Source organism: Roseateles oligotrophus, assembly GCF_014204525.1.
Classification (GTDB): Bacteria; Pseudomonadota; Gammaproteobacteria; order Burkholderiales; family Burkholderiaceae_C; genus Paucibacter_A; species Paucibacter_A oligotrophus_A.
Genome location: NZ_JACHLP010000002.1, coordinates 514,599 through 528,177 on the forward strand (window position 1 = coordinate 514,599; position 13,579 = coordinate 528,177).

Here is a 13,579-nt window from a genome sequence, read left to right on the forward strand (position 1 = left end):
CTCCGGATGGGGTCTCAGGCGTTCTTGGCTTGCAGCGCCGGATTGCGGGTCAGGGCCATGAAGAGATCGACCAGGCTGGGCCGGATGCGCTCGCCCAGGGCGGCGATATCGGCCGGCGGCGCGCCGTCGAAGATGGCGGCGCTGCGTCCCCCCTGCTGGCGGTAGCGCAAGAGCGGATGCGCGCTGGCGATGGCCTCGGCCGTGGCCGGGTCGTGGCTCAGCGCGATGAAACGCTTGTCCATATCCTCCAGGCTGATATTGAGCACCAGCCTGCCCTCGTCCAGCATCATCACGTCGGACAGCAAGGTCTCCACCTCTTCCACCTGGTGGGTGGAGATCAGCACCGTGCGCTCGCCATCGCACCATTCATCGATCAGCATCTCGTAGAAGTTCTTGCGCGAGAGCACGTCCAGGCCCAGCGTCGGCTCGTCCAGAATCATCAGCCGGGCGTCGATGGCGGCGATCAGGGCCAGATGCACCTGGGTCACCATGCCCTTGGACAGATTCTTGATCTTGTCCTTCTCGCCCACGCTCGTGCGCTTGAGCAGGGTGCGTGCCCGTTCGGCCGAGAAGCGCGGCTGCAAGCCGCTCATCAAGCACATCAACTCGTCCACCCTGGCCCAGCGCGGCAGCACCGCCACATCGGGGATGTAGCAAAGCTGTTCCAGCAAGGCGCCCCGCTGCTGGCGCGGCGAGAGGCCCAGCACCTGCAACTGCCCCTCGGCCGGCAGCAGGCCCACCAAGGCCTTCATCAGCGAGGTCTTGCCCGCGCCGTTATGGCCCAGCAGGCCGATGACCCGGCCCTTGGGGATGTTGAACGTGGCCCGCTCCAGGGCGGTCTTGCTGCCATAGCGCAGGCTCAGGTCTTGCGCGCTGACCAGCAGGTCTTGCATATTGCTCGTGGTGGTGCTCATTGAGGGCTCTCCCAGTTCAGATCCTTGGCGCTCAGACCCAGGCGTTTCAGCTTGGCACGCAGGGCGGGCCATTCTTGTTCCAGAAAACGATGGCGTTCGGCCCGCAGCAATTGCTGCCGGGCGCCTGCCATCACATACATGCCCATGCCGCGCCGGCTTTCGATCAACTGCTGATCCACCAGGGCCTGCAGGGCCCGGCTGACGGTCAGGGGGTTGATCACGTACTGGCTGGCCAGTGCGCGCACAGAGGGCAGGGCCTCGCCTTCCGGGGGCGAACCATCCAGCAGCTGCACGGCCAGGCGATCGGCCAACTGCTGGTAGATGGGCGCCGAGTCATTCCAGGTTTGCATATCGAGTGGGCTGGGCAGCCGGTGTGTTACTGATGTAGCACACCATAGCAAGCGGCCCGGGTCGGCACCAAGGCTGGCGCGACAGGCTGCAGAAAAAGGGGGATGAAGCGGCAAAGACAGCGACCCTCGAATGTAGAGTTGCCTGCTTCATCAAAAAGACGATTGCAGGGGGACTATGGGAAGTGCACGCAAACTTGTGCGCCGGTTGCCGCGGGCGCTGATCTGGCTGGCCGCGAGCGGTCTGGCGGGGAGTTCGGCCTGGGCCGGCTGCCAGCTGTCGCAGATGGAGATCCCGGTACGCATTGTCGATCACAGGCCGATCGCCACGCTGAGCATCAACGGCAGCAAAGTGCCCATGCTGGTGGACAGCGGCGCCTTCTTCAGCATGTTGGCGCCCGCCACGGCTGAACAGCTGAACCTGCCCTTGCGCAGCTTGCCCGCGGGCCTGCGCATCGAGGGGCATACCGGCCGCATCGAGGCCAAGCTCACCCGGGTTGCCAAGCTGGGGCTGCTGGATGCGGAACTGCCTAACGTCGAATTCATTGTGGGTGGCAATGAGCTCGGAGCCGGCATCATGGGCATTCTGGGGCGCAATATCCTGTCCATGGCCGACGTCGAGTACGACCTGGCCCATGGCGCCGTCCGCCTGAGCTTCCCCGAGGGCGATTGCGAACGCAATAACTTCGCCCACTGGGCCGGCGAGGCGCCGGTGGTCGTGTTGCCGCTGGAAGGCCGCGGCCACAATGACACGGCCATTCGCGTGGACGCCACCATCAACGGCAGCCGGACCCAGGCTTTACTCGACACCGGCGCGCCGGTCACCGCCCTGACGATCCGTGCCGCAAGACGTGCCGGCATCGAGGACAGCGATATGACGCTCTTCGGCCGGGTGGGAGGCGCCGGTGACGGCCGGCGCAATTCCTGGCTGGCCAATATTGGGCAAATCGATTTGGGTGGCGAAAAGATCTCGGGCAACCGTCTGCAGATTGATGACGTGGCTTCCAGCTCGTACGGAATTTTGCTGGGCTTGGACTACTTCCTCTCGCATCGGATCTATGTCTCACGGCTGCAAAACAAGGTGTACATCACCTGGAATGGCGGGCCGATTTTTGGCCAGGCACGCGCCCAGCCCGATCAATACGATGCGAAATATGCGGCCATTCCGGCCGAGGTGGCGAAGGACGATGCCGATGCGCTGGCCCGGCGTGGCTCGGCCTTTCTCGCCGCTGGCAATCACGAACCCGCCTTGAACGATCTGACGCGGGCCATCGAGTTGGCGCCTGAATCCGCTGAATATCGCTATCTGCGCGCGCGGGTGTATTTGGCGACGGGCAAGCTGCCGGCCGCACGCAGCGATCTCGACGAGGCGTTGCGGCTGGACGACTCGCATGCGCAAGCTCGCTTTCGCCGTGCCTCGCTGCGCATGGCCATGGACGATATGCCGGGCATGCATGCCGACCTGAACCGGCTCGACGAGGACTTGCCCAAGTCCGCCAATCTGCGCGGGGACATGGCCATGTTGTATGCGTCCCGCCTGCAGGTGGCCGAGGCGCTCAAACAGTTTGAGCTGTGGCTGAACTCGCATACGCGGGATATGCGCAGCGCCAGTTTGCTCAATAGCCGATGCTGGATGCGCACGCGCCTGAATATCGAGCTGCCGCTGGCGCTGCAAGACTGCAAGGCCGCCGTGGACAGGGATGAGGGCTCGCCCGAGTATCTCGACAGCCTGGCTTGGACCTATCTGCGCTTGAACGATGCCGCGCAGGCGAAGAAGGCTTTTGACGCCGCGATCAAACTCAAACCACGGCCTCTATCGCTGTACGGCCGGGGCCTGGCCAAGGCGGGATTGCGGGACGGCAGCGGCGCCGAACTCGACTTCGAGGCGGCGCGCAAGCTGAGCCCGCAAATCGAGCAGGAACTTCGCAAGCTCGGCTTCCCGCTTGCCGACACGGCCCCGCCGCAGCGCGCGCCGGCGCCCTGATGGCTTAGCGCCCCTGCGCCTTCAGCGCCGCAATCCGCTCCTGATCGGCCTTGCGCTCGGCCGCCACCTTCTGCGCCGTGGGGCGTTCGCCGACGAGTTTGATGTAGGCCTTCCAGTCCACCCCGGCGGCGGCCAGCAGGTCTTCGCCCAGCACCAGCTTGCTGGCCTGGGCCACCAGGGGCAGGCTGACCCAGGCGGCGCAGTCGGCCATGCCAAAGCTCGTGCCGCCCACATAGGGCGAGAACTGGGCCAGGCGCTTGAAGGCGGCGATGTTTTTGAGCAGCAGCTTGCGGGCGCGCTGCTGCGTGCCTTCGCTGACCGTGCCGCCGAAAAAGGCCTGCGGGTAGAGCTCACGCGCCACCAGCTCCAGATGCAGTTCGATGAAGGTGATCAGCTCGCGCTGCTTGGCCGCGAGGTAGGGGTCGGCGGGCAGCAGGGCGGGCTGGGGGTAGCGGGCTTCCAGATAGTCCAGGATCACCTGGCTCTCGCACAACGGGCCTTGCGGCGTGCGGATGAAGGGCACCTTGCCCAGCGGCGTGCAGCTCAGCACGGCCTCGTCGGGCGAGTGGGTCATCACCAATTCCTCCTCGAAGGGGATGCCTTTTTCCAGCAGGACGAGCTTGACCTTGTTGTAGTAGTTGGAGAGTGAAAAGCCGCAGAGCGTGATCATGGTGGGGGTCTCCGGTTGATGTGGCAGGCAGTTTAGGCGTCTGTCGGACTTGGGAATCGCCGGCGGAAAATCGACCGCAGCGGTCCATTTTTCACCAGCTTTTTGCCCCATAGCCGAGCTATGGGGCTGCAAATCCGGCAAAAACTGGCCTCGCTGGGGTCGATTCCCGCTATCGGCGACCCAAGCCCGACAGACTCCTATGCCGAGCCTGCGCTGGCGCTTGCCACCAGGGTGACAGGCGCCGGCCTCGCCCGGTTTATCTCGGGCGGCGGGCCATAGCGCCAAGCAGCAGCAAGCCGGCCGTGAACGTGCCGGCCAGCGCGCCAGTGAAGTGGGAGAGTGGCGCCACGGCGATGTCCCAGCCGCTGAGCACCCGCATGGCCGGGCCGAAAGGCTCTTCGCTCCACAGCTTGATGATCAGCCCCAGGCTCACGGCCAGGCCGATGCGGCGCTGGCGCGGCGTGGTCTCAGGGCCGCAGACCAGTTCCACCAGCACCACCGCCACGCCCGCGTGCAGAGTGCCGGACAGGCCGCCAAAGTGCAGCAGATCGGGCTTGAGCAGCAAACCCCACTGGCTCAGCGGCCAGGCCAGGGCGAAGGCCAGCACGGCGCGCGGCGGCACGCGGGCGGCCCAGCCAAACCAGCCGACCACGGCGCAGGCACCCAGATTGGCGAGCAGGTGCTGCAGGCTCCAGTGCACGAAGACGGCGCTGCAGGCGCGCCAGGGCTGCTGCCAGGCGAGCTGAGGCTGCCAGTCCAGCCAGGCGTTGCTGCCCGGGCTCAGCCAGGCCAGCAGGGCACCCAGGCTCAGCAGCAGGCTCAGGCCCAGCCAGGCGATGCCACCGCGGCTGGCCGGCGCTAACTTCAAGAAAACACGGCTCGCCACAGGGCCAGCACGGCGGCGCGCTGTGGCTCCAGGCCCAGGCTGGCCACGGCCTCCAGGTCCACCGCCGTGGGCTGCTCGTCCAGTCGCGCCCGGTGCTGGGCGCGGCGCAGTTCGCGGTAGGCATCGGCCGCCTGGCGGCCTACGCCCTCGGGCAGCAGCCCGGCACCTTCAGCCCGCTGCAGCAGGGCGATGACGCCCAGATTGGGGATCAGCTCCGGGTGCGCGCCGGCATGGGCCAGCAGCAGGTATTGCAGGGCGAACTCGGCGTCCATCATGCCGCCGGGGCTGTGCTTGAGGTCGAATTTGCCGGCCCGTACCGGATGCGCCTGGCGCACCTTGTCGCGCATGGCCTGCACCTCGCTGCGCAAGGCCTGCACATCGCGCGGCGCCGTCAGCACGGCGCTGCGCACGGCCTCGAAGCCGGCCGCCAGCGCCGGGTCGCCGGCGCACCAGCGGGCGCGGGTGATGGCCTGGTGCTCCCAGGTCCAGGCGGTATTGCTGCCGCGGCCGGTCTGGTATTTCTCAAACGAGGCCAGCGAGGTCACCAGCAGGCCCGAATTGCCGTTCGGCCGCAGGGCGGTGTCGATGTCGAACAACTCGCCGGCCGAGGTGCGCACCGTCAGCCAGGTGATGAGCTTGCGCACAAAGGCGCCGTAGACCTCGTGCGCGCGCTCGTCCTCGTCATCGAAGAGGAAGACCACGTCCAGGTCGCCGCCATAGCCCAGCTCCTTGCCGCCCAGCTTGCCGTAGGCGATGACGGCAAAGCGCGGGCTGGGCTGATGCGCCTGCTTGAGGCGGGCCCAGGCCCAGTGGATGGTGCATTGCAGGATGGCGTCGGCCAGGGCCGAGAGTTCATCGGCCACCTGCTCGACGCTGATGCGTTGCTCCACATCGCGCACCAGGGTGCGGAAGACTTCCGCCTGATGCGCGCGGCGCAGGCTGTCCAGCAGGGCTTCCTCATGCGCCTCGCCGGAGCGCTCCCAGGCCTGGAAGCGCTCCTGCATGTCTTGCACAAAGGCCCGTCCGTCGAAGCGTTCGTTCAGCAGCCGGTTGTCGGCCAGCTCGTCGATCACGCCGGGGTGCAGCATCAGATAGCGCATGGGCCAGCGCGCCAGGCCTAACAGTCTGAGCAAGCGGCTTTGCACCGAGGGCCGCTCCACCATCAGGGCCAGATAGCTCTCGCGCCGCAGCAGAGGCTCCATCCAGTCGATGAAGCGCAGGGCGGCGTCCAGGGTGCAGCCGCCGTCGCGCACCGCCAGGGCGGCGCGGCCCACCAGTTTGGCCAGGCGCAGGCGCGACTCTTCGCGCAGGTTTTGCACCCGGTCTTGCGCGGCCCAGCGGCGCACGGCCGTGGCCAGCTCGGGCTGCAGCTTGGCCAGGAATTCCTCGCTGTCCACCGCCAGGGCTGGGCTGTTGCAGCCGCGGCAGCCCTTGTTGCCGGCCGGGGCGTTGCCGTCGTGCAGCAGGGCGTCGAACTCGGTGGCGACGATCTCGCGCACCTCGCAGAGCTGGTCCAGCAGGGCGCAGCTGCCCGGCGTGCCGTCGGGCTTGCAGTTCAGGCCCAGGCTGCGGGCGATCCAGATCAGGTCCTCGTCCCCGCCGGGCAGGCAATGGGTTTGCTGGTCGTCCAGGAACTGGATGCGGTGCTCCACCCGGCGCAGAAAGACATAGGCCTTGGCCAGCTTGGCGGCGGTCTCCGCCTTCATCAGGCCGCCGGCCGCCAGGCGCTCCAGGGCCTTGAGGGTGGAGCGGGTGCGGATCTCGGGGAACTGGCCGCCGCGCACCACCTGCAGCAGCTGCACGGTGAACTCGATCTCGCGGATGCCGCCGCGCGAGAGCTTGACGTCATTGGCCCGCTCGGGCCGGCCGGCGGCACGGCGCTGCGCCTCCTCGCGGATCTTGCGGTGCAGCTGGCGCAGGCCCTCGAACACGCCGTAGTCCAGATAGCGGCGGTAGACAAAAGGCGTCACCAGCGAGCGCAGCACCAGGGCGCGGCCACTCTGTACGCTGGCGCGCGGCGCCACCACCCGGCTCTTGAGCCAGGCAAAGCGCTCCCACTCGCGGCCCTGCACCAGAAAATACTCTTCCAGCATGGCCATGCTGACGGCGGCCGGGCCGGAGTTGCCATTGGGCCGTAATGCCAAATCCACGCGGAAGACCTGGCCGTCGTCCGTCACCTCGCCGATCAGGGCGTAGAGGCGTTTGGCGACGCGGGCGAAGTATTCGTGTGCGCTGCAAACCTGCGGGCCATCGGTCTGGCCCTCGTCCTCGTAGACATAGATCAGGTCGATGTCCGATGAGACATTGAGTTCGCGCGCGCCCAGCTTGCCCATGCCCAGCACCCAGAACTCGATCACCTCACCCTGCTCGTTGCGGGGCGCGCCGTTGATGGCGTCCTGCTCGGCGCGGGCCGCCTCCAGGGCCAGGCAGAGCGTCACCTCGGCCAGCAGCGTCATCACCTCGGTGATGGCCTCCATCGGGGCTTGCGCCTCCACATCCAGCACGGCCAGGCGTTCCAGCACCAGGTGGCGGGCCACCCGCAGGGCGGCGGCCAAGGGTTTGCCCTGGGTCTGCAGGCGGGCAATCAGCGACGCTATGGCCTCGCGGTCGGGCTGGCCGGGCGGCAGCAGGCCTAATTCGGCGGCGTAGCGGCGCCGTACGCGCTGCACAAAGCGGCTGTGCTCCGCCAGCGCGGGCGGGGGGCTGGCCGGGATCGGGGGGTGAGAAACGGTGTCGCTGGAGGCTGTCATGGCGGGAGTTTCGCCTTTTTGGTCTGCTACTTTGTCACACCCTGTTTCGGTGGCGGCGCTGGCGAAGCGGGACGGGGCTGGGGCGTCGAAAACAAGGCGGCGCCTGTGCTAGATTCGCTGCGGCTCGCAGCGTCCTTGCAAGACGCGCTGCGCCAGCCCTTCAAATTTTTGACGCGAGCGCCGACCTCCCAAAGCGGACATCACTCTGACTACAACAATGGCAATCGGCTCCACGGTGGGCGCTCCCCTTCAATGGCAATTCTTGCAAATCTGAGGCTTAGCGCGGCGCGGCGGGCTACCCGTCCCGCCCGCATCGCCTTGCGTTGTGCGCGCTGGCTGCTGGCCTTGGTGCTGGCTTTGTGGGGCTTGCTGCTGCTGGCATGGCTGGTTTTGCACTGGGCGATTCTGCCGCACATCGATGAATGGCGTCCGGCGCTGGAGCGAAGAGCCTCGGCCCAGCTCGGGGTTGATTTGCGCATCGGCAGCATTACCGTCACGTCCGGCGGCTGGATTCCGGCGGTGGAGATGCGCGAGGTGGTCTTGCTGGACCCGCGCGGCCGCGAGGCCTTGCGCTTGCCCAAGGTGGCGGCGGCGCTGTCGGCCCGCTCCCTGCTGGCCTTGCAGCTGCGCTTTGAGCAATTGCTGATCGAGGCGCCGCAGATGGAGGTCAGGCGCGACGCCCAGGGCCATCTCTTTGTGGCCGGCCTCAATGTGGACGCGGTGCAGCGGCCGCAGGATTCGGAGATCGCCGACCTGGCCGATGTCTGGGCCGACTGGCTGCTGGTGCAGCGCGAGTTCGTGATCCTGAACGGCCGTGTGCGCTGGGTGGACGAGAGCCGTGCGGCGCCGCCGCTGGAGCTGTCCGCGCTGAATCTGGTGCTGCGCAACCGCCTGGGCAAGCACGATGTGCGCCTGGACGCCACGCCGCCGCCCGACTGGGGTCAGCGCTTCAGCCTGCAAGGCCGCTTCGGCCAGGCCTTGTTGAAGCGGCCGGGCGAGTTCAAGTTCTGGAGCGGCCAGCTCTACGCCGACCTGCCCCAGGCCGATCTGCGCCAGCTGCGCCGCCACGTCAACCTGCCCTTCGAGCTGAGCGAGGGCGACGGTGGCCTGCGCGCCTGGGTGGACATCGACAAAGGCCTGCCGCGCTCGGTGACGGCCGATGTGGGCCTGCGCAAGGTCAAGCTGCGCCTGAGCGCGGCGGCCGGCATGCTGGAGCTGACCCAGATCGAAGGCCGCCTGCAGCTGCAGCGGCAGAAGAACCGCCTCAGCCTCAGCGCCAGCCAGCTGGGCTTTGTGGCCGACGATGGGGTGGCCTGGCCGCGCTCCGACTGGTCCATCGCCCTGGATCTGGCGCCCGTCAAACCGCCGCGCGCGCAGCCGGCGGGGCAGGCCGGCCCGCCCGACGGGATCAGCAGCCTGGACCCGGCGCAGTACGAGTTGAACGGTGGCGAGCTGCGGGCCCAGCGTCTGGACTTCGCCCTGATGGCCCAGCTGGCCCAGCGCCTGCCCATGGGCCCGCAGGCGCGCGCCTGGCTGGCCGATGTGGCGCCGCGCGGCGTGCTCAGCGGCCTGAATGTGCGCTGGACGGGCGCCGTCGATGCGCCCAAGAGCTATGCGCTCAAGGGCCGCATCGAGGGCCTGAACCTCAAGGCCGGCGAGCCGGACCCGCAGGGCGGTGCCCACCCCCTGGGCCGCCCCGGTGTGCGCGGCGCCAGCCTGGAGCTGGACGCGACCGAGCGCGGCGGCAAGGCCCAGCTGCGGATCGAGGACGGCAGGCTCGATCTGCCCGGCCTGTTTGAAGAGGCGCAAATGCCCATACGCCAGCTCAGCACGGCGCTGGACTGGCGCATCGAGCCCCGGCCCGCGCCGCAGCCGCCCCAGATCGAGGTCCGTTTCAACAAGTTCAGGCTGGCCACACCCGACGCGCAAGGCGAGTTCAGGGGCGTCTGGCAGACCGGTTCCGGCAAAGGGAGCCAGGGCGAAGCCAGGCGGCTGCCCGGCCATCTGGAGCTGACGGGCTCGGTGGAGCGCATCGCCGCCGCGCGGGTGCGGGCCTATCTGCCGCTGGCGGCGGGCGAGGCCACGCGCGGCTATCTGCTGGGCGCCATACGTGGCGGCGAGGCGCGCAATGTACAGCTGCGCCTGCGCGGGGCGCTGGAGGATTTTCCGTTTGACGCGGGCCGCTCCGGCGTGTTCCGCATCACCGCCCAGGCCCAGGACGTGGACTTCGCCTATGTGCCGCCCGAACCTGGCCAGTCTCTCGGCCAGGCCCCGGGCTGGCCGGCGCTGCAGCGCGCGCAGGCCGAGCTGATCTTTGACCGCGGCGGCATGGCCTTCCGCAATGGCCGCGCCCAGGTGCTGGGTTACGAGGTCAGCGGGGTCAGCGGCGGCATCAAGGATCTGGCCCATGCCCGCGTGCTGGAGCTGGAAGGCCAGGGCCGCGGCCCGGCCGCCGAGCTGCTGCGTTATCTGCACCTCACTCCCATCGAGGGCTGGACCGGCGCGGTGCTGGCCCCGGCCCAGGCCACGGGCCCGGCCACGTTGAAGCTGGCGCTCAAGCTGCCCTTGCTGGCGCTGGACAAGGTGGAGCTCAAGGGCCAGGTCGGGCTGGCGGGCAATGATTTGCGGCTGCGGCCCGAGATCCCTCTGCTGGCCAATGCGCGCGGCCGGGTCGAGTTCGATCAGAAAGGCGTGCATGTGCTGGGCGGCCAGGCCCGCGCCCTGGGCGGCGATTTGACGGTGGAGGGCGGCACCCTGGCCGGTGGCGCCATGAGCTTCACGCTGCAAGGCCTGGCCACGGCCGAGGGCCTGCGCCGCAGCGAGCTGCCGGCCCTGCAGCGCCTGGCCCAGCTGGCCAGCGGCCAGGCCAGTTACCGCCTGCAGCTGGGCGTGCAGCAAGGCCATGCCGACATCAAGATCAACAGCACGCTGCAAGGCCTGGCCCTGGACTTGCCCGCGCCCCTGCGCAAGGAGGCCGAGAGCAGCCTGCCCCTGCTCTACCAAACCAGCACCCAGGGCCATCGCGATGAGCTGCGCCTGGAGCTGGGCCCGACGCTGCAAGCCCTGTACCAGCGCGACGTCAGCGGCGAGACCCCGCGCGTGCTGCGCGGCGCCATCGCTTTGCAAGACCGGCCACAGCCGCCGCTGAACCTGGCCGGCCTGCCCGCCAGCGGCGTGCAGATGACGGCCGCGGTGGACAAGCTCAATCTGGACGCCTGGCGCGAGCTGGGCGCCCGCCTGGAGGCCCGTGGCGTCTTGCCCGGCAGCGCGGCGCCGGCCGCAGCCTCCGCCGATGCCGGCCTGGCCTACCAGCCCACTCAGATCGCGCTGCGCGCCCAGCAGCTGCTCTTGAGCGGGCGCACGCTCAACAAGGTGGTGGCCGGCATCAGCCGCGCGCCGGCCGGCGAGCCCGAGAGCTGGCGCGCCACGCTGGACGCCGAGCAGCTCAGTGGCTTTGTGGAGTTACGCCCGCCGCAGGGCGCACAAGGCGCCAAGGATGCGGGCCGGGTCTACGCCCGCCTGGCCCGCCTGTCCCTGCCCAAGCAGGAGGCCGAGTCGGTCACCCAGCTGCTGGACCGCGGCGCGCTGGACAAGCAGCCCGGCAGCGTGCCGGCGCTGGACATCGTGGTGGAGCAGTTCGAGCTGCGCGGCAAGCAGCTGGGCCGGCTGGAGGTGCAGGCCCAGGCCAGCGGCCCGCAGCGCGACTGGCGCCTGACCACGCTGCAGCTGAAGGCGCCCGACGCCGTGCTCAACGCCACCGGCCATTGGCTGAACGAGCCCGGCCAGCCCCTGCGCCGCACCGAGCTGGACTGGCGCCTGGACATTGTGGACGCCGGCGTCACGCTGGAGCGCCTGGGCCAGGGCCGGGTGCTGCGCGGCGGCAAGGGCCAGCTGGTGGGGCAGCTGGGCTGGCAGGGCTCGCCGCTCTCGCCCGACTACGCCAGCATGAACGGTGCGCTCAAGCTGACGCTGGAGTCCGGCCAATTCCTCAATGCCGAGCCGGGTGTGGGGCGGCTGCTGGGCGTGCTGAGCCTGCAATCCCTGCCGCGGCGTTTTTTGCTGGACTTCCGCGATGTCTTCTCCGAGGGCTTCACCTTCGACGGGGTGACCGGCGATGTAAAGATCGCCCGCGGCCTGGCCAGCAGCAACAATCTGCGCATGCGCGGCCTGCAGGCCACCGTGGCCCTGGAGGGCGAGGCCGATCTGGCGGCCGAGACGCAGAATCTGCGCGTGCTCGTCGTGCCCGAGTTCAGCATGGGCGGCGCCTCGCTGGCCTATGCCGCCATCAACCCGGCGATAGGCCTGGGCGCTTTTCTGGCCCAATTGCTCTTGAGCCGCCCGGTCGAAGCGGCCGGCACGCGCGAGTTCCACATCAGCGGCAGCTGGGTCGAGCCCAAGGTCGAGAAGATCGAGAAGGCCGAAAAACCTGTGCCGCCGGCCGCCGCCTCGGCCGCTGAGGTCAGCAAGAAATAGGAGTTACTGCGCATGAAAGTCGCCGCCATCCAGATGGTCTCCACGCCCGATGTGGCCGAGAACATCGCCCGTGCCCGCCACTGGCTGCACGAGGCCGCCGCCCAGGGCGTGCAACTCGCCGCCTTGCCCGAGTACTTCTGCCTGATGGGCATGAAGGACAGCGACAAGCTGGCCATCGCCGAGCCCGATCTGAGCGCAGGCGGCCCGGCCGCCGAGGCCCCTCTGCAAGCCATGCTCGGCGAAACCGCGGCCCGGCTTGGCATCACCGTGATCGGCGGCACCCTGCCTTTGCGGGCCGCCATGCCTGAGCGGGTACGCAATGCCTGCTGCGTCTACGGGCCGGACGGCCAGCGCCTGGCGCGCTACGACAAGATCCATCTCTTCCGCTTCGACAACGGCCGTGAGAGCTATGACGAAGGCCGCGTGCTGGAGGCGGGCGAGCAGCCCGTGACTTTCAAGGCCCAGGGCCTCAAGATCGGCTTGAGCGTTTGCTACGACATGCGCTTCCCCGAGCTCTACCGGGCCATGAGCTTCACCAGCCCCGACCAGCCGGAACCCTGCGATCTCTTCGCCGTGCCCGCCGCCTTTACCTACACCACGGGTCAAGCGCATTGGGAACTGCTCTTGCGCGCACGAGCGGTCGAAAACCAGGCCTTTGTCATCGCACCGGCCCAGGGCGGCACGCATCAGAATGGCCGCAGGACCTGGGGCCACAGCATGGTCATCGACCCCTGGGGCGAGGTTTTGGCCTGCCTGCCCGAGGGCGAGGGCCTGGCCCTCGCCACCCTGGACCTGGAGCGCCTCCGGGCCGTGCGCCAGCAATTGCCGGCGCTGCGGCATCGCCGCATGTGACGAGCTAGAGCACTTTTGAAGGGGAGAACGCCGCGATGAAGACCGCCGCATGCCGGAGCGCCTTGCCGCTGCTGGCCTTGCTCAGCCTGCTGACGCTGGGCGGCTGCGGCACGCCCGCCGACGCCCCCGGCATGCGTCTCGATGCCGCCGAAACCCTGCAGCTGCGCAGCTGGGTGCCACAGGGCTTGAAGGCACAGGTCTTGCTGGCCTCGGTCAGTGGCGGCCAGCCCACCGGCATGTTCTGGGGCAGCAAGATCAGCAACCCGGCGCTGCGGGAAGCGGTCGACGAATCCCTGCGCGGCCTGGGCCTGGTGCCCAGCGCCCCCGGCACCGCCGGCACGGGGCGTTACCGGCTGAACGTCAAGTTAGTGGAAATTGAGCAACCCATGGTGGGCCTGGACATCAAGGTCGCCGTCACCCTGGAGTACAGCCTGCTCGACACCGAGAGCGAAGACCGGGTCGCCTACCAACGCCGCCTGCGCACCCTGCACACGGCCAATTTCAGCGAAGCCATGCTGGATCCGAACGCACGCACCCGCATTGCCAGCGAGGCGGCCGTGCGCAAAAGCGTCAACGCCATGGTGCGCGAGTGGATGGTGATGAGCTGGCACTGAGCGCTGCGCGCAGCCGGCCGCGCTGTGTCGATTGATTGGACGTGTAAATTTGGCGTTATGGTTGAGCCCCAAGCATATGAATGGAGAGG

Annotated in this window: 9 protein-coding genes; 4 read left to right on the forward strand and 5 right to left on the reverse strand. The window is 68.5% G+C overall.

Annotated elements, in window-relative coordinates; all coding sequences use genetic code 11:
- Positions 1 to 14 precede the first annotated feature (14 nt).
- Together HNP55_RS06875 and HNP55_RS06880 are read right to left on the reverse strand one after the other, a co-directional pair.
- A complete protein-coding gene (locus HNP55_RS06875; protein ID WP_184297545.1) occupies positions 15 to 914 on the reverse strand; it encodes an ABC transporter ATP-binding protein in 900 nt (299 codons plus the stop codon).
- A complete protein-coding gene (locus HNP55_RS06880) occupies positions 911 to 1,264 on the reverse strand; it encodes a GntR family transcriptional regulator (protein ID WP_184297547.1) in 354 nt (117 codons plus the stop codon). Before HNP55_RS06880 ends, HNP55_RS06875 begins: the two co-directional genes overlap by 4 nt.
- 175 nt (positions 1,265 to 1,439) lie before the next feature.
- Here HNP55_RS06880 and HNP55_RS06885 point away from each other — a divergent pair, with 175 nt between their 5' ends.
- Positions 1,440 to 3,245 (forward strand): retroviral-like aspartic protease family protein, encoded by a 1,806-nt coding sequence (locus tag HNP55_RS06885; RefSeq protein WP_184297549.1) that lies wholly within the window; start codon positions 1,440 to 1,442, stop codon positions 3,243 to 3,245.
- A 4-nt stretch (positions 3,246 to 3,249) separates the two neighbouring features.
- Here HNP55_RS06885 and HNP55_RS06890 read toward each other — a convergent pair whose 3' ends face one another.
- From HNP55_RS06890 to glnE, 3 genes are all read right to left on the reverse strand, one after another.
- Positions 3,250 to 3,915 carry a glutathione S-transferase gene (locus HNP55_RS06890; RefSeq protein WP_184297551.1) on the reverse strand — a complete coding sequence of 222 codons (666 nt, stop codon included), beginning with the start codon at positions 3,913 to 3,915 and terminating at the stop codon, positions 3,250 to 3,252.
- A gap of 256 nt (positions 3,916 to 4,171) precedes the next feature.
- Positions 4,172 to 4,783, reverse strand: coding sequence for a rhombosortase (gene rrtA, locus HNP55_RS06895; protein WP_184297553.1), 612 nt, complete (start codon positions 4,781 to 4,783; stop codon positions 4,172 to 4,174).
- Positions 4,780 to 7,551 (reverse strand): bifunctional [glutamate--ammonia ligase]-adenylyl-L-tyrosine phosphorylase/[glutamate--ammonia-ligase] adenylyltransferase, encoded by a 2,772-nt coding sequence (gene glnE / locus HNP55_RS06900; protein ID WP_184297555.1) that lies wholly within the window; start codon positions 7,549 to 7,551, stop codon positions 4,780 to 4,782. Before glnE ends, rrtA begins: the two co-directional genes overlap by 4 nt.
- 252 nt (positions 7,552 to 7,803) lie before the next feature.
- On the opposite strand from glnE, the gene HNP55_RS06905 reads away from it, so the two are divergent.
- From HNP55_RS06905 to HNP55_RS06915, 3 genes are read left to right on the forward strand one after another with little or no spacing between them, the layout of a single operon-like run.
- A complete protein-coding gene (locus HNP55_RS06905) occupies positions 7,804 to 12,024 on the forward strand; it encodes a YhdP family protein (RefSeq protein ID WP_184297557.1) in 4,221 nt (1,406 codons plus the stop codon).
- Positions 12,025 to 12,036: 12 nt separating this feature from the next.
- Entirely contained in the window at positions 12,037 to 12,876 is an 840-nt protein-coding gene (locus tag HNP55_RS06910; protein ID WP_184297559.1) for a carbon-nitrogen hydrolase family protein, read from the forward strand.
- Positions 12,877 to 12,911: 35 nt separating this feature from the next.
- Positions 12,912 to 13,490: a hypothetical protein gene (locus tag HNP55_RS06915; protein ID WP_184297560.1), complete on the forward strand. Its 579-nt coding sequence runs from the start codon at positions 12,912 to 12,914 to the stop codon at positions 13,488 to 13,490.
- Positions 13,491 to 13,579: the final 89 nt, after the last annotated feature.